General features: G+C 69.9%; 15 protein-coding genes. 10 read left to right on the forward strand and 5 right to left on the reverse strand.

The window, feature by feature from the left end; all coding sequences use genetic code 11:
- The first annotated feature begins 31 nt into the window (after positions 1–31).
- The 7 genes from ACFYYF_RS38115 to pstB all read left to right on the forward strand — a co-directional run bounded on the left by ACFYYF_RS38115 (position 32) and on the right by pstB (position 8,302).
- The gene (locus ACFYYF_RS38115; protein WP_361693285.1) at positions 32–2,263 is read left to right on the forward strand and encodes an RNA degradosome polyphosphate kinase; all 2,232 of its coding nucleotides are present in this window, start codon (positions 32–34) and stop codon (positions 2,261–2,263) included.
- On the forward strand, positions 2,244–3,302 hold the full coding sequence (locus ACFYYF_RS38120; RefSeq protein WP_388783235.1) for a CHAD domain-containing protein: 1,059 nt from the start codon (positions 2,244–2,246) through the stop codon (positions 3,300–3,302). Before ACFYYF_RS38115 ends, ACFYYF_RS38120 begins: the two co-directional genes overlap by 20 nt.
- A gap of 10 nt (positions 3,303–3,312) precedes the next feature.
- On the forward strand, positions 3,313–3,726 hold the full coding sequence (locus ACFYYF_RS38125) for an NUDIX hydrolase (protein WP_361693289.1): 414 nt from the start codon (positions 3,313–3,315) through the stop codon (positions 3,724–3,726).
- Positions 3,727–4,185: 459 nt separating this feature from the next.
- Complete coding sequence (gene pstS, locus ACFYYF_RS38130) at positions 4,186–5,316, forward strand: phosphate ABC transporter substrate-binding protein PstS (RefSeq protein WP_388783238.1); 1,131 nt, start codon at positions 4,186–4,188, stop codon at positions 5,314–5,316.
- A gap of 99 nt (positions 5,317–5,415) precedes the next feature.
- Positions 5,416–6,423, forward strand: coding sequence for a phosphate ABC transporter permease subunit PstC (gene pstC / locus ACFYYF_RS38135; RefSeq protein WP_361693293.1), 1,008 nt, complete (start codon positions 5,416–5,418; stop codon positions 6,421–6,423).
- Positions 6,420–7,478 (forward strand): phosphate ABC transporter permease PstA, encoded by a 1,059-nt coding sequence (gene pstA / locus ACFYYF_RS38140; protein WP_388783241.1) that lies wholly within the window; start codon positions 6,420–6,422, stop codon positions 7,476–7,478. Before pstC ends, pstA begins: the two co-directional genes overlap by 4 nt.
- A 47-nt stretch (positions 7,479–7,525) precedes the next feature.
- The gene (gene pstB, locus ACFYYF_RS38145; protein ID WP_361693297.1) at positions 7,526–8,302 is read left to right on the forward strand and encodes a phosphate ABC transporter ATP-binding protein PstB; all 777 of its coding nucleotides are present in this window, start codon (positions 7,526–7,528) and stop codon (positions 8,300–8,302) included.
- Between the two features lie 461 nt (positions 8,303–8,763).
- Here the strand turns inward: pstB and ACFYYF_RS38150 are convergent, their stop codons facing one another.
- Together ACFYYF_RS38150 and ACFYYF_RS38155 are read right to left on the reverse strand one after the other, a co-directional pair.
- A complete protein-coding gene (locus ACFYYF_RS38150; RefSeq protein WP_361693299.1) occupies positions 8,764–9,762 on the reverse strand; it encodes an inorganic phosphate transporter in 999 nt (332 codons plus the stop codon).
- Between the two features lie 7 nt (positions 9,763–9,769).
- A complete protein-coding gene (locus ACFYYF_RS38155) occupies positions 9,770–10,390 on the reverse strand; it encodes a DUF47 domain-containing protein (RefSeq protein ID WP_028804313.1) in 621 nt (206 codons plus the stop codon).
- Between the two features lie 237 nt (positions 10,391–10,627).
- Between ACFYYF_RS38155 and ACFYYF_RS38160 the strand changes: the two genes are divergently transcribed.
- Entirely contained in the window at positions 10,628–10,984 is a 357-nt protein-coding gene (locus ACFYYF_RS38160; RefSeq protein ID WP_361693301.1) for a metal-sensitive transcriptional regulator, read from the forward strand.
- Between the two features lie 100 nt (positions 10,985–11,084).
- Here ACFYYF_RS38160 and ACFYYF_RS38165 read toward each other — a convergent pair whose 3' ends face one another.
- Together ACFYYF_RS38165 and ACFYYF_RS38170 are read right to left on the reverse strand one after the other, a co-directional pair.
- Positions 11,085–11,273, reverse strand: a complete 189-nt coding sequence (locus ACFYYF_RS38165; protein ID WP_361693303.1) for a hypothetical protein — start codon at positions 11,271–11,273, stop codon at positions 11,085–11,087.
- Positions 11,274–11,405: 132 nt separating this feature from the next.
- Positions 11,406–12,239, reverse strand: coding sequence for a hypothetical protein (locus ACFYYF_RS38170; RefSeq protein ID WP_388783247.1), 834 nt, complete (start codon positions 12,237–12,239; stop codon positions 11,406–11,408).
- 117 nt (positions 12,240–12,356) lie between these two features.
- Between ACFYYF_RS38170 and ACFYYF_RS38175 the strand changes: the two genes are divergently transcribed.
- Both ACFYYF_RS38175 and ACFYYF_RS38180 read left to right on the forward strand, forming a co-directional pair.
- Positions 12,357–12,527: a hypothetical protein gene (locus ACFYYF_RS38175; RefSeq protein ID WP_388783248.1), complete on the forward strand. Its 171-nt coding sequence runs from the start codon at positions 12,357–12,359 to the stop codon at positions 12,525–12,527.
- Between the two features lie 500 nt (positions 12,528–13,027).
- Positions 13,028–14,617, forward strand: a complete 1,590-nt coding sequence (locus tag ACFYYF_RS38180; protein ID WP_388783251.1) for an FAD-binding oxidoreductase — start codon at positions 13,028–13,030, stop codon at positions 14,615–14,617.
- Between the two features lie 87 nt (positions 14,618–14,704).
- Here ACFYYF_RS38180 and ACFYYF_RS38185 read toward each other — a convergent pair whose 3' ends face one another.
- The gene (locus ACFYYF_RS38185; protein ID WP_388783254.1) at positions 14,705–15,406 is read right to left on the reverse strand and encodes a phosphatase PAP2 family protein; all 702 of its coding nucleotides are present in this window, start codon (positions 15,404–15,406) and stop codon (positions 14,705–14,707) included.
- Between the last annotated feature and the right edge of the window lie 125 nt (positions 15,407–15,531).

Here is a 15,531-nt window from a genome sequence, read left to right on the forward strand (position 1 = left end):
GGTCTCGCCCTCGGCACGGAAGAATGGGTCCATGAACCAGCGAAGCGCCCAGGCACCCGTGCAGCACCCGCAGCCGTCCGTCGGCTCCATCGCCGCCCACCGTCCGCACACCGTCGCGGCGAACGTGTCCGATCTGGAGCCCGACCTCGACGCCGACCTCGACGCGTACGAGGACTCGGTACAGGACGGGATCATGCTGCCGCAAGGCCGCTTCCTGGACCGCGAGCGCAGCTGGCTCGCGTTCAACGAGCGCGTTCTGGAACTCGCGGAGGACCCGAACACGCCCCTTCTGGAGCGCGCCAACTTCCTGGCGATCTTCGCCAGCAACCTGGACGAGTTCTTCATGGTCCGGGTGGCCGGCCTCAAGCGCCGCATCGCCACCGGCGTCGCCACCAAGTCCGCCTCGGGCCTCCAGCCCCGCGAGGTCCTGGAGATGATCTGGGCCCGCTCCCGCGAGCTCATGGCCCGGCACGCGGCCTGCTATCAGGAGGACGTGGCCCCCGCGCTCGCGGAGGAGGGCATCCACCTCGTCCGCTGGAGCGAGCTGACCGAGAAGGAGCAGGCCCGCCTGTTCACCCTCTTCCGCCACCAGATCTTCCCGGTCCTCACCCCGCTGGCGGTCGACCCCGCGCACCCCTTCCCGTACATCTCCGGCCTGTCCCTGAACCTCGCCGTCGTCGTACGGAACCCGGTCAGCGGCCACCGCCACTTCGCCCGCGTCAAGGTCCCGCCGCTGCTCTCCCGCTTCCTGGAGGCCTCCCCGAACCGCTACGTCCCCATCGAGGACGTGATCGCGGCCCACCTCGAAGAGCTCTTCCCGGGCATGGAGGTACTGGAGCACCACACCTTCCGGCTCACCCGCAACGAGGACCTGGAGGTCGAGGAGGACGACGCCGAGAACCTGCTCCAGGCCCTGGAGAAGGAGCTCATGCGGCGCCGCTTCGGCCCGCCGGTGCGCCTCGAGGTCGAGGAGTCCATCGACCGTTACGTCCTCGACCTCCTCGTACGCGAACTGAAGATCTCCGAGGCCGAGGTCTACCCGCTGCCCGGTCCCCTCGACCTCACCGGCCTCTTCGGCATCGGCTCCCTCGACCGGCCCGAGCTGAAGTACCCCAAGTTCATCGCGGGCACCCACCGCGATCTCGCCGAGGTCGAGTCGGCGTCGCCGCCCGACATCTTCGCCGCGCTGCGCGAGCGCGACGTCCTGCTGCACCACCCGTACGACTCCTTCTCCACCTCGGTGCAGGCCTTCCTGGAACAGGCCGCCGCCGACCCGGACGTGCTCGCCATCAAGCAGACGCTCTACCGCACCTCCGGCGACTCGCCGATCGTGGACGCGCTGATAGACGCGGCCGAGTCCGGCAAGCAGGTCCTCGTCCTGGTCGAGATCAAGGCCCGCTTCGACGAGCAGGCGAACATCAAGTGGGCCCGCAAGCTCGAAGAGGCCGGCTGCCACGTCGTCTACGGCCTCGTCGGCCTGAAGACCCACTGCAAGCTGTCGCTCGTGGTCCGGCAGGAGGGCGAGACCCTGCGCCGCTACTCCCACGTCGGCACCGGCAACTACCACCCGAAGACCGCCCGGCTGTACGAGGACCTCGGACTGCTCACCGCCGACCCCCAGGTCGGCGCCGACCTCTCCGACCTCTTCAACCGGCTCTCGGGCTACTCGCGCCGCGAGACCTACCGCCGGCTGCTCGTCGCGCCCAAGTCGCTGCGCGACGGCCTCGTCGCGCGGATCAACAAGGAAGTGCAGCACCACAAGGCCGGACGCCCCGCCTTCGTCCGCATCAAGGTCAACTCGATGGTCGACGAGGCCCTCATCGACGCGCTCTACCGCGCCTCCCAGGCCGGCGTGCCGGTCGACGTGTGGGTGCGCGGCATATGCGCCGTCCGCCCCGGCGTCACGGGCCTGTCCGAGAACATACGGGTCCGCTCCGTCCTCGGCCGCTTCCTGGAGCACTCCCGGGTCTTCACCTTCGGCAACGGAGGCGAACCCGAGGTGTGGATCGGCAGCGCCGACATGATGCACCGCAACCTCGACCGGCGGATCGAGGCCCTGGTCAGGGTCACCGACCCGGCTCACCGCGCAGCCCTCAACCGGCTGCTGGAGACCGGCATGTCCGACACCACGGCCTCCTGGCACCTCGGCCCCGACGGCGAGTGGATCCGCCACGCGACCGACGCGGAGGGCCAGCCCCTGCGGAACGTCCAGGAGATGCTCATAGACGCCCGGAGGCGCCGGCGTGGCACAGCAGCACCTTGATCCCCCCACCGGATCCGTGGCCGAAACGGACCCCCCCGACACGGGAGACATCCCGATCGGTGACGCCCTCGCGGGCTATCTGCGGGCCCAGGCCACGGAATTCCTCCGCTCGCTGCGCCAGCACCGGGAAACCGGCGGCGCGGCGAGCGCGGGAGGGGAGTCCGGCGACGCGGCGCGCTCCCTGCGCCACGCCGCCCGCCGCATCAGCGGCAGCCTGCACACCTTCCGGCCGCTCCTCGACGCGGACTGGTCGGAGGGGATGCGCCCCGAACTGGCCTGGCTCTCGGGCACCCTGGCCCGCGAACACGCCTACGCCGCGCGCCTGGAACGGCTGATCGGCGCGCTGCACCGGCTGTCCGGCACCGCCGCCCTGCCCTTCCAGGCAGGGCGGGCCCCGGCGGCGGCCCCCAAGACCGGCAGTCTCACCGTCGGCGCCGCGAAAGCGGGCGCGCTCCTGGACCGCCAGCTCACGCTCGCCCGCACCCGCGCCCACTCCGCCGCCCTCCAGGCGCTCGGTTCCTCCCGCTTCCACGCCGTCGCCGACAGCGTCGCCGTCCTCGCCAGCGAGGTTCCGCTGGCCCCGGCCGCGGACAGCACCGATCTGCGTCCACTGGCCGCCGCGGCCCAGGAACGGCTGGCCGACGCCGTCAGCGCGCTGCCGCTGATCGTGGCGGGCCGGGCCTACAACGCCGAAGCCCTCGTGCACGGCCTCTCCGCCGACACCGCCCCCCAGCCGCAGGACGCGCCCTGGCACCAGGTCCGGCTGCTGCTGCGGCTGCACCGCTACGCCGGTGAGGTGCTGCACCGGGGCGAGCGCCCCGTCGACGTACGCCTGCTCGGCGCGGGCAAGGCCCTGAACCGGCACCGCGACGCCGCCGAGGCGGCGTCCGCGGCAGCCTCGGCGGCACGCACTCCGCGCATCGCGCCGGCGACGGCGTACGCGCTCGGCGTGCTGCACGCCGACCAGCGCCACGAGGTGGAGGCGGCCCGGTTCGCCTTCCAGCAGGCATGGCAGAAGGAAGCCGTACGCACCCTCTGAGGGAGGCCCCATGGCCGACGACACGATCCACGCGGCGGGCTGCGTCCTGTGGCGCCGCTCCCCGGTCGACTCCGCGCTGGAGATCTGCCTCGTCCACCGGCCCAAGTACGACGACTGGTCGCACCCGAAGGGCAAGCTGAAACGGGGCGAGGAATTCCTGACCGGCGCGCTGCGCGAGGTCGAGGAGGAGACGGGCTACGGCGCCGTCCCCGGTTCCGTGCTCCCCACCCTGCGCTATGCCGTCGGCGGACGCCCCAAGGAGGTCCGTTACTGGGCCGCCGAGGCGGGCGCCGGCCGCTTCGCCCCGAACGACGAGGTCGACCGCGTGCTCTGGCTCTCCCCCACCGCCGCACGCCACCGCCTGACCCAGCCGCGCGACCGCGATCTGGTCGACGCGCTGCTGGACGCGCTGCGTCTGGCCTGACGTGTTCCCCTGGTAAAGGAGAGGCGCCGCCCCGGTATCCGGCGCGGCGCACGGCCATGCGCGGAATCGAACCTGAGGGCCGACGGCGGGCACGCACCGTAGTGAGCGCGCCCTTCGCTGTCGCTCATGAGGAAATCGGGGCGAATGAGCTATGACGGGAACCTGGGCGTCACGTGTCGCGACCACCCCCGTCCGATTACCTGGAGTTTCCCTTCCGGCCCCCTTCGCCGGGACACGGCCGTGTCCTCGACGTGAGCGTTCCGTGACCTCACCGCACCGCCGTCAGGGGTTCACCCCTCGTTCACTTACGGCCTTCGGCGCCTTCACCTGATCTGCCTAATTTCGGCCTTACGCGGTGCGAAGGAAGCCCCAGGGCGAATCCATCTCATCGCTACGGACCGCAGTACACAGACATCGCACGCCGCCACCTGACGGCGGCTCCTGGAAGGAACTCCCGAAGTGAAGCTTCAGCGCATGAACCGGCGGGCCCTCACCCTCGGTGCTCTCGCCGTCTCCGGCGCCCTGGCCCTCACGGCGTGCGGTTCTGACGACACCGGCAACAGCAGCGGTGGCGGCAGCTCGGCCTCGGCCAGCAACAACAGCGCCATCAAGTGTGATGACGCCAAGGGTCAGCTGCAGGCCTCCGGCTCCTCCGCGCAGAAGAACGCGATCGACGCCTGGGTCAAGGCCTTCACGGCCGCCTGCAAGGACGTCCAGATCAACTACAACCCGACCGGCTCGGGCGCCGGCGTCACCGCGTTCACCCAGGGCCAGACCGCGTTCGCCGGTTCGGACTCGCCGCTCAAGCCCGAAGAGGCCACGGCCGCCAAGAAGGTCTGCGGCGGCAACAACGCGGTCGACCTGCCCATGGTCGGCGGCCCCATCGCGATCGGCTACAACCTCGACGGTGTCGACAACCTCGTCCTGGACGCCTCCACGCTCGCCAAGATCTTCGACGGCAAGATCACGAAGTGGGACGACGAGGCCATCAAGAAGCTGAACCCCGACGCGAAGCTTCCCTCCACCAAGATCCAGGCGTTCCACCGCTCGGACGAGTCCGGCACCACGGACAACTTCACCAAGTACCTGAAGGCCGTCGCCCCGTCCGACTGGAACTACTCCGGCGGCAAGGCCTGGCAGGCCAAGGGCGGCCAGTCCGCTCAGGGTTCCGCCGGTCTCGCCCAGCAGGTGAACCAGACCCCCGGCGCGATCTCGTACTTCGAGCTCTCCTACGCCAGCGGCTCCATCAAGGCCGCCGCCCTCAAGACGGGCGCCGCCACCCCGGCCGCCGCCACCGTCGAGAACGCCACCAAGGCCATCTCCTCCGCCAAGGTCGTCGGCACCGGCAGCGACCTGGCCCTGGAGATGAACTACAAGCCGACCGCCGACGGCGCCTACCCGCTGACGCTGGTCACCTACGAGATCCTCTGCGAGAAGGGCAACAAGGCCGACACCCTGGCCGCCACGAAGTCCTTCCTCACCTACATCGCGAGCGAGGACGGCCAGGCGCAGCTCACCGCCGCCAAGTACGCGCCGATCCCCGCCGAGATCATCACCAAGGTTCGCTCCACCATCTCGAGCCTGAGCTGACCCAGCGTGCGGCCCGCCTCGCCGAGGCGGGCCGCACCGTCCGGTGCACCGCCGCCTGGAGCCGCCACCCGAACCGGCTCCGCAGACCGGAGACTCATGATGGACATATCGACACAGAGCACTGAAGCACCTCCCCCCACCCCACGATCTTCGGGTGCCGCTGACAAGCGCGCCGCCCGCGGCGCCACCCGCGCAGGAGACCGCGTCTTCCTCGGCCTCTCCCGCGGTTCCGGCATCCTCCTCCTGGTGATCATGGCCGCCATCGCGGTCTTCCTCACCTACCGCGCCTCCCTCGCGCTCAGCAAGAACGAGGGCAACTTCCTCACCACCTTCGAGTGGAACACCAACATGGTGCCGCCGGTCTTCGGCATCGCGGTGCTGGCCTTCGGCACGGTGGTCTCCGCGATCATCGCCATGGCCCTCGCGGTCCCGGTCGCGGTCGGTATCGCCCTGTTCATCACGCACTACGCGCCGCGCAAGCTCGGCGGACCCATCGCGTACGTGATCGACCTGCTCGCCGCCGTCCCCTCCATCGTGTACGGCCTCTGGGGCGCCATCGTCCTCGTACCGCACATGAACGGGCTGTTCGGCTGGCTCGACACCTACTTCGGCTGGACCGGCATCTTCACCTGGCAGGGCGGAGCGCCCCGCTCGATGCTCACCGTCGGCATCCTGCTCGCGATCATGATCCTCCCGATCATCACGAACGTGAGCCGTGAGGTCTTCCGCCAGGCTCCGCAGATGCACCAGGAAGCCGCACTGGCCCTCGGCGCCACGCGCTGGGAGGTCATCCGCATGTCGGTGCTGCCCTTCGGCCGCTCCGGCGTGATCTCCGCCTCGATGCTCGGCCTCGGCCGCGCGCTCGGCGAGACGATGGCCGTCGCCACCGTGCTCTCCCCGACCTTCGACATCCAGGCCAGCCTGCTCGATCCCGGTGGCGGCACCTTCGCCCAGAACATCGCGGCCAAGTTCAACGAGGCCACGGAGTTCGGCCAGGACGCCCTGATCGCCTCGGGTCTGGTCCTGTTCGTGATCACCCTGCTGGTGAACGGCGCGGCGCGCCTGATCATCAACCGCCGCAAGGAGTACTCGGGGGCCAACGCATGAGCAACGCACCGGTCACCCGCAAGCACGCCAGCTCCCTGCGCGGCGGCAGCCTTCCCAAGTGGGCCCCGTGGGCCCTCGCGGCGGGATCCCTCGCGCTCGGCGTGGGCATCTCCTTCGCCGCCGGCCTCGACAGCAAGGTCCAGTGGGGCCTGATCGCCGCGATCCTCTTCGTCCTCGGCACGTACGTCTTCGCCGCGCGCGTCGAGGGCCGCCGCCAGGCCAAGGACCGCGTCGCCACCAGCATGGTCTGGGTCTGCTTCATCGTCGCGGTCATCCCGCTGGTCTCCCTCGTCTGGGAAACCCTCAAGCGCGGCGTGAAGGTCTTCGACGTCTACTTCGTCAGCCACTCCATGGGTGTGGTCGCCGACACCGAGACCGGTGGAGGCATCTACCACGCGCTCATCGGCACCCTGGAGCAGGTCGGCATCGCCTCGCTCATCGCCGTGCCGATCGGTGTGCTCACCGCGATCTACCTCGTCGAGTACGGCCGCGGCAAGCTCGCCAAGGCCGTCACCTTCTTCGTCGACGTCATGACGGGTATCCCGTCGATCGTCGCCGGCCTGTTCGTCCTCAGCTTCTGGATCCTGATCCTGGACATGGGCTACTCCGGCTTCGCCGGCGCGATGGCCCTGGCGATCCTGATGATGCCCGTGGTGGTCCGCTCCACCGAAGAGATGCTCAAGCTCGTCCCGAACGAGCTGCGTGAGGCGTCACTCGCCCTCGGCATCCCGAAGTGGCGCACGATCCTCAAGGTGGTCCTGCCGACGTCCATCGGCGGCATCACCACGGGTGTGATGCTCGCGGTCGCGCGTATCACCGGTGAGACCGCTCCCGTGCTGCTGTTGGTGTGGGGTACGAACTTCATCAACAACAACCCGTTCGACGGCCCGCAGGCCTCGCTGCCGCTGTACATCTACCGGCAGTACGCGGCGGGAACCCCGGCATCCACCGACAGGGCCTGGGCGGCGGCGCTCGCCCTCATCCTGTTCGTCATGATCCTCAACATGGGTGCCCGCGCCATCGCGCGCTGGAAGGCGCCCAAGACGGGCCGCTGACGCGGCCGATCAGCGACCCGATCCTTTCGAAAGAAGCAGTGACTGACATGGCCAAGCGAATCGACGTAAGCGGTCTGACCGCCTACTACAGCGCCCACAAGGCGATCGAAGACATCTCGATGACGGTCGAGCCCCGCTCCGTGACGGCCTTCATCGGCCCCTCCGGCTGCGGCAAGTCGACCTTCCTGCGCACCCTGAACCGCATGCACGAGGTCACCCCGGGTGGCCGCGTCGAGGGCAAGGTGCTGCTCGACGACGAGGACCTGTACGGGAACGGCATAGACCCGGTCGCCGTGCGCCGCACCATCGGCATGGTCTTCCAGCGCCCCAACCCCTTCCCCACCATGTCGATCTTCGACAACGTGGCGGCGGGCCTGAAGCTCAACGGCTCCTACAAGAAGTCCGAGCTCAACGACATCGTCGAGCGGTCCCTCAAGGGCGCGAACCTCTGGAACGAGGTCAAGGACCGGCTGAACAAGCCCGGGTCCGGCCTGTCCGGCGGTCAGCAGCAGCGTCTGTGCATCGCGCGGGCGATCGCGGTCGAGCCGCAGGTCCTCCTCATGGACGAGCCCTGCTCGGCCCTGGACCCGATCTCCACCCTCGCCATCGAGGACCTGATCGGTGAGCTGAAGGAGCGCTTCACGATCGTCATCGTGACGCACAACATGCAGCAGGCCGCCCGCGTCTCCGACCGCACGGCGTTCTTCAACCTCGCCGCGGTGGGCCAGCCCGGCCGCCTCATCGAGATCGACGACACGGAGCGGATCTTCTCCAACCCGTCCGTCCAGGCCACGGAGGACTACATCTCCGGTCGCTTCGGCTGACCGGACCGCCTCCCGAAAACCCCTCGCGGTGCTGCATGGCGGTGCCACCGCGAGGACGAGAAGGGCCCGCCCCCGGCTCCCGGGGGCGGGCCCGCTCGTTTGCCCGCCTTCCCGGGGGGCCTGTTGGCTTCTGCTGCCGGGGCGAACCGGACCCGGCAGGCTGGATGCGAGCGTCGGACATCGCGCGAGGGCGGCCTTCCGGCTCACCGAGCCGGGACGTCGAGTACGAGATGGGGCGGCGAGTACGAGATGGGGCCCGCCCCGGCTTCCGGGGCGGGCCCTGTCTCGTCCCTCCGGTGCCTTCTCAGCCGACCGAGACGGGTGGTCGGGTGGGAAACCGGGGGTCCGGGGGCGGAGCCCCCGGCCGCCGCCCATGCCACCCGGGCGGAAAGACGAAGGGGCCGGCCCAGAGGGACCGGCCCCGCGCACCGCCGGACACCGGCGGCGTCGTACTCGCATTCCTACAGGAACGCCAGATTCACGACCCAGAAGCTGGCCGCGGCCACCAGCGCCGCCGCCGGCATGGTGATGAACCAGCCAAGGACGATGTTCTTGGCGACCCCCCACCGCACGGCGTTCACCCGCTTCGTCGCCCCGACACCCATGATCGCCGAGGTGATGACATGCGTCGTGGAGATCGGCGCCTTGAAGAGGTACGCCGTGGCGAACATGATCGACGCCCCGGTCGTCTCCGCGGCGAACCCCTGCGGCGGATCGAGCTCGATGATCTTCCGCCCCAGCGTCCGCATGATCCGCCAGCCGCCCGCGTACGTACCCAGCGACAGCATCGCCGCACAGACGATCTTCACCCAGACCGGGATCGGATCGCCCGGCCCCTGGACGTCGGCGATGACCAGCGCCATCACCACGATGCCCATCGTCTTCTGGGCGTCCTGAAGACCGTGCCCGAGCGCCATGCCGGCCGCGGACACCGTCTGCGCGATACGGAAGCCGCGCTTGGTCTTGTGCGGGTTGGACCGCCGGAACAGCCACATGATCGTGGCCATCACGAGGTAACCGACGAGCAGACCGACCAGCGGCGACAGGAACATCGGGATGATGACCTTGTCGAGGACGCCGCTCCAGTAGACCGTCGTACCCCCCGCCAGAGCCGCGCCGACCATGCCGCCGAACAGCGCGTGCGAGGACGAGGACGGCAGACCGAAGTACCAGGTGATCAGGTTCCAGGTGATCGCGCCGACGAGCGCCGCGAAGAGGATGCCCATCCCCTTCGAGCCCTCGGGCGTCTGGATCAGCCCCTCACTGACGGTCTTGGCGACCCCGCTGCCGAGGAACGCCCCGGCGAGGTTCATCACCGCGGCCATGGCGAGCGCGGCCCGAGGCGTCAGGGCGCGCGTGGACACGGACGTGGCGATGGCGTTCGCCGAGTCGTGGAACCCGTTCGTGTAAGTGAAACCGAGCGCGACCGCGATGGTCACGATCAAAGCGAAGGTGTCCATGAACGGGTCAGGACTCCTTGACGGCGATGGTCTCCACCGTGTTCGCCACGTGCTCGAACGCGTCGGCCGCTTCCTCCAGCACATCCACGATCTGCTTGAGCTTCAGCACCTCGATGGCGTCGTACTTGCCGTTGAAGAGGTGGGCCAGCAGCTTGCGGTGGATCTGGTCGGCCTGGTTCTCCAGACGGTTGACCTCGATCCAGTACTCGGTGAGGTTGTCCATGGTCCGCAGATTGGGCATGGCCTCGGCGGTCAGCTCGGCGGCTCGCGCCAGGACCTCGATCTGCTGCTCGACGCCCTTGGGGAGTTCCTCGACGTTGTAGAGGACGACGAGATCGACGGCCTCCTCCATGAAGTCCATGATGTCGTCGAGGGACGAGGCGAGGTTGTAGATGTCCTCGCGGTCGAAGGGCGTGATGAAGGAGGAGTTCAGCTGGTGGAAGATCGCGTGTGTCGCGTCGTCACCGGCGTGTTCCGCGGCCCGCATACGCTCTGCGATCTCGGCCCGAGCGGAAGTGTCCGCCCCGAGCAGTTCCATCAGGAGTTTCGAGCCCGTGACGATGTTGTCCGCGGACGCGGAGAACATGTCGTAGAAGCTCGTCTCCCTGGGGGTCAGACGAAAGCGCACGTTGAGGTCCTCGGGGTGCTTCGGTTCGGTCAGGCTGATGCTAGGCGCATCATCCGGCCACGGCTAATGGGCCGCCACCCAGTGTCGCCCATCAGGCACAGTGATCAGCACGGGGTCCGGTACCGGCGCCGGGCAAGGGCTCCATACCCAGCAAAGTTCGGTACGATATACCCACCAGGGGTATATGTAAGTGGCGTTTCAGACAGGATCGCCGATCGGATCCAGCAGGAGGACGCGATGACGACCACCGAGGCCGGCGCGACGGCGCCCTCCGGCGACCCGCGGAAGACCGTGACCGACCACGACCGCGGCATCCACGGCTACCACCAGCAGAAGGACGAGCACCTGAAGCGGCTGCGCCGCATCGAGGGCCAGATCCGGGGCCTCCAGCGGATGGTCGACGAGGACGTCTACTGCATCGACATACTCACCCAGGTGTCCGCCTCCACCAAGGCCCTCCAGTCCTTCGCCCTCCAGCTCCTGGAGGAGCACCTGCGGCACTGCGTCGCGGACGCGGCCCTCAAGGGCGGGGACGAGATCGACGCGAAGGTCGAGGAAGCGACGAAGGCGATCGGCCGCCTGCTGCGCACCTGAGCCGCCCGCGACGGCCGCGAAGTGCGCGAAACGTGAGAGATACGACGCATGTGACATCCGCGACGCACGCGCCTCGGCCACGGGGAAGGGGCGGAAAGGACTAGTCCTCCCCGCCCCGCTGCCCGGGAGCGCGCTCTTCGGCCACTTTCAGCACCGCGTCGATGCTCTCCAGACTGAGACGGTCCTCGTGCGCCGCCGAGGCCGCGATGATCAGCTCGCCGCACAGGTCGATCTCGGCGAGGGCCACGTGGTCCTGAACTGCCGCACCGCCGACCGGAGCCACGCGCATCACCTCTTCCTGCCGTCACCGACTTCCTAGAGTAGGGAGCGGCCTACACACCGCGCATGGCACGGAAGGGCCATTTCCAGCCCTCCTCTGAAGCTACGGCTCCGGATGCTCTTGCCATCCCCCCGGAAGCCACTACTCCGCGATCTTCCCGGCGTAGATGTCGGAGGAATCCGGCAGCCGTACGACGGCGGGGCTGCCGAAGTCGTACAGCAGCAGCGTGGACGCGACCGCGACGGTGCCCTTCCGCTGTCCGTTGACGAAGCTGAACCGGTGCCTGACCTTGCGCAGCCGCCCCTGGTCGTCGAGGTAGGCGTCGAACGGCACCGCGCTGGTGGCGAACCCCTTCGCAGCCGCCCTCAGCGCCGGCCGCTGCTCCGCCGAGGCGTCCCGCGCGGCCGTGCCGAGGTCCGCGGTGCCGCGATAGTGCCGTACGGAGATCCCGGCGACCTCCGTCTTCCCCACATAGGTCACCGACCGCGCGCCGCGCAGCAGTTCGGCGGCGGCGTACGGGTCGGTCGCGCCGCCCGTGACCAGATTGCCGTCCGTGAGGCCGGCCGTCGCCACCCGCACCCATTTGTCGGCGGGCACGCCGGCCCCCCGGTTCTTCATGAACAGAGCGCCCGGAGCGAGGAGTTCGGTGATCGGGCGGTGCTCGGCCGCTCCCGCCGGATCCTGCGGCAGCAGCACCTTCAGCCGCCCGGTCTGCTTCCTGAAGTCGTACACGCCCTGCCCGCGGATGGTGACCCGGGTCCCGCCGGTGGCCATCTCCATCGACGTGGTGGCCTTCGCGCTGCCGGCGCGCTCCAGGGCGGCCACCGCCTGACGCAGCGGGTCGACGGTGCCGGGGCCGCTGCGGACGTCCTTCGCGGGCGCCCCGCCGCCCGAGCATCCGGTGCCGCAGACCATGAGTCCCGCCGCGACGAACGCGATCAGGACCGCCGCGCGTTCCTGCTGCTGCGCCACCATCGTCCACCGACCCCCAGCCGGTCCGTCCCGGGCCATTCCGTCGTCCGGTTAACGACAGGTGGAGGCGCCCGTCACGCGGCAGGAATCCGTTCACTTGGCTTGGGTAACGTTGTCCGTGTGGAGCATCTGGACGAGTCGGATCCGGCCACGGGCCACCGGACGACCACGGTCGAGCAAGGCCGGTTCTGCCTGGCCCGCTGCACCTGCGGCTGGCGCGGCCCGGCCCGCCGCGCCCGGAGCCAGGCCCGCACGGACGCAACGACGCACACCCTGGCCACGACCCCCTGACCCGCCCCACCGCCAGCCTCCTTTCGCCCCCTCCGCCCCTACCCGTCCCGAACCTGGGGCTCCGCCCCAGACCCCGCTGCTCAAACGCCGCAGGGGCTGAAACTTTCGCCGGCCGGGGCTGAAACTCACGCACGCGCACCCGCAGCCGGGATCCAGCGGCATGCCCCGGACAGGCCACCACGACGCAGTCGCAGTCGGAATGCGGCGTGAGGGGACGTGCCGGTACATCGATGGCCGTCGCCACCAACGGTCACTTCTCCGCCCGACAGCGACGGCCTGATGCACCGGCACGGCCCCGACCCACCCACCGGACCGCACCCGCGACGCCCACCGGCGGAACCCGCGACGCCCACCGGTGACGGCCCCGCCCCACCCACCGGACCGAACCCGCACCCCGGTGTGCTGAGATGCCCCGTGCTGTAGCCGTTCTGCGACACAGCCGCGCGGAACCCCAGAGCCCGGGGGCCCGTCTCGTTCCACGGAACCCACGGGAGGCACACATGCAACGGCGTTCGTTCATCGGCGGAGCCACCGCCGTCCTCACGACGGCGGCGACATCCGCCTGCACCGGCAGCGACAAGGGCGGCGCGAACGCCGACGGCAAGGCGGCCGGGAGCGCGAGCGCCACGAGCACGGCGACGGACACCACCGGCATACGCACGGCGACCGCCGCCAACGGCGCGGCCGCCAACTGGACCGCCCTGTCCCACCAACTCGACGGCGCCCTCGTCCGCCCCGGCGACCGCAGCTGGACCGCCGCCCACCAGCTCTACAACACGCGCTTCGACAACCTGAAGCCCGCCGCCGTCGCCTACGTCGCCCACGCCGACGACATCCGCACGACCATGGACTACGCCCGCGCCCACGGCGTGAAGGTCTCGATCCGCAACGGCGGCCACTCCTACGCGGGTTGGTCCTCCGGCGACGGCCGCCTCATCATCGACGTCTCCAAGCTGAACAAGATCCGCGCCTCGTCGAACGAGGCGGTCGTCGGCGCCGGTTCCAAGCTCATCGACGTCTACCGCGCGCTGGCCGCGAAGGGCGTCACCATCCCGGCCGGTTCCTGCCCCACCGTCGGCGTCTCCGGCCTGACCCTCGGCGGCGGCCACGGCGTCGTGTCGCGGGCGTACGGACTGACCTGCGACAGCCTCACGCAGGCGACGCTGATCACCGCCGACGGCAAGCAGCTCACCGCGAACGCCACCGAGAACAAGGACCTGTTCTGGGCGCTGCGCGGTGCCGGCAACGGCAACTTCGGCGTCGTCACCGAGCTCCGCTTCAAGACCCACCCCGCACCGCAGGGCGTGACGGCGTACATGACCTGGCCGTGGGCCAAGGCCGCCGCGGTGGTGAAGGCCTGGCAGGAGTGGGGCCCGAGCCAGCCGGACGAGATCTGGTCGTCCTGCCACCTGGCCAACGCGTCCGGCGGCACGCCCACCGTCTCCATCGCGGCCTTCTCCCTCGGCACCTACGGCGAACTCCAGAACGCGGTGGACCGGCTGGCGGACCGGATCGGCTCCCCCGCGCGCAGCGTCTCCCTCAAGCGGCGCTCGTACGAGGACGCGATGGAGGTGTACGCGGGCTGCTCGTCGTTCTCCGCCGACGCCCAGTGCCACCTGCCGGGTTCGACGCCGGGCCGCAGCCCGCAGGGCGCCCTCGGCCGTGAGACGTACGCGGCCCGTTCCGACTTCTTCGACCGCTCGATGACGACGGCCGGAATCCAGACGCTCCTGAGCCAGATCTCCGCGGTACGCGGCGGCGCCGGCAGCATCGCGCTCACCGCGCTGGGCGGCGCCGTCAACCGTGTCGCGCCGACGTCCACCGCGTTCGTGCACCGCCGCTCGCGCATGCTCGCCCAGTACATCGTCTCCTGGCGGGCGGGCACCTCCGGCGGCACGGCCCAGTCCTGGCTGACAGGAGCCCACAACGCGATGACCCGGTACGCCTCGGGTGCGGCCTACCAGAACTACACCGACGCGACGCTGACCAACTGGCGCAAGGCGTACTACGGCGACGCGGCCACGCGGCTCGCGGCCCTGAAGCACCAGTACGACCCGAACCGCTTCTTCTCGTTCCCCCAGGCACTCTGAAACGTCCCCAAGGGCACTCTGAAGCCGGGCCGGGATCCACTGCGGGTGCCCCGGGACTCCGTAAGAACGCCGCGGCCGGCCCGGGGGCTAAGCGGCGAGGTCGCGTTCCTCCGCGTGCTCGGACCGCGCCCCCGGGATCAGGGCCTCCCGCCCGGCGGGCGCGGTGCCGCGCGCCCGGATCAGCCGGCCCGCGCGCGGCGCCGTCTCCACGGCCTTCATGACCGGGGTGAGCAGGGCCATGGCGAGCGGCGACAGCAGCAGGGCGACGGCGGTGCCGAGCGCGAATCCGCCGATGACGTCGGTCGGGTAGTGCACGCCCATGAAGACCCGGCAGAACCCTTCGAGCAGCGCCAGCGCGAGCCCGGCGAGCCCGAATTTCCGGTGGGCGACGAAGAGTCCGACACCCATGGCCATGGTGATCGTCGCGTGGTCGCTGACGAAGGAGAAGTCGGTCTTGCCGCCCACGAGGACGTCGAGACCCTGGTGGTCGACGAAGGGGCGCGGACGCTCCACGAAACCCCTTATCGGGACGTTCACGAGGAGGGCGACACCGGCCGCGAGCGGGGCCCAGACGAGTGCGGCCACGGTCGCCGCGGCGTCGGATCCGCCCCGCCGCCGCACGGTCGCCCAGCACCACACGATCAGAAGGACCATCGCGAGCAGAAGACCCCACTCGCCGACGAACTCCATGATCCGGTCGAACCAGTGCGGTGTGTGCTTGGCCAGGCCATTGATGTCGTAGAGCAGGTCGACGTCGGGGTTCGAACCGGATTCGGCGAGTTGCGCCATGGCGCTGCGGCCCCTTCGTCGTCATTGCCGCGACCGCGCCCTTTCGCGCGCCGCTCCGTCCACCCCCGTGGTTGTAGATCCGTTCTCTACGTCAACAGGAACGCACGGTCCCCTCCATTACGTTC

Origin of the sequence: Streptomyces sp. NPDC001914 (genome assembly GCF_042891215.1) — a bacterium.
Lineage (GTDB): Bacteria > Actinomycetota > Actinomycetes > Streptomycetales > Streptomycetaceae > Streptomyces.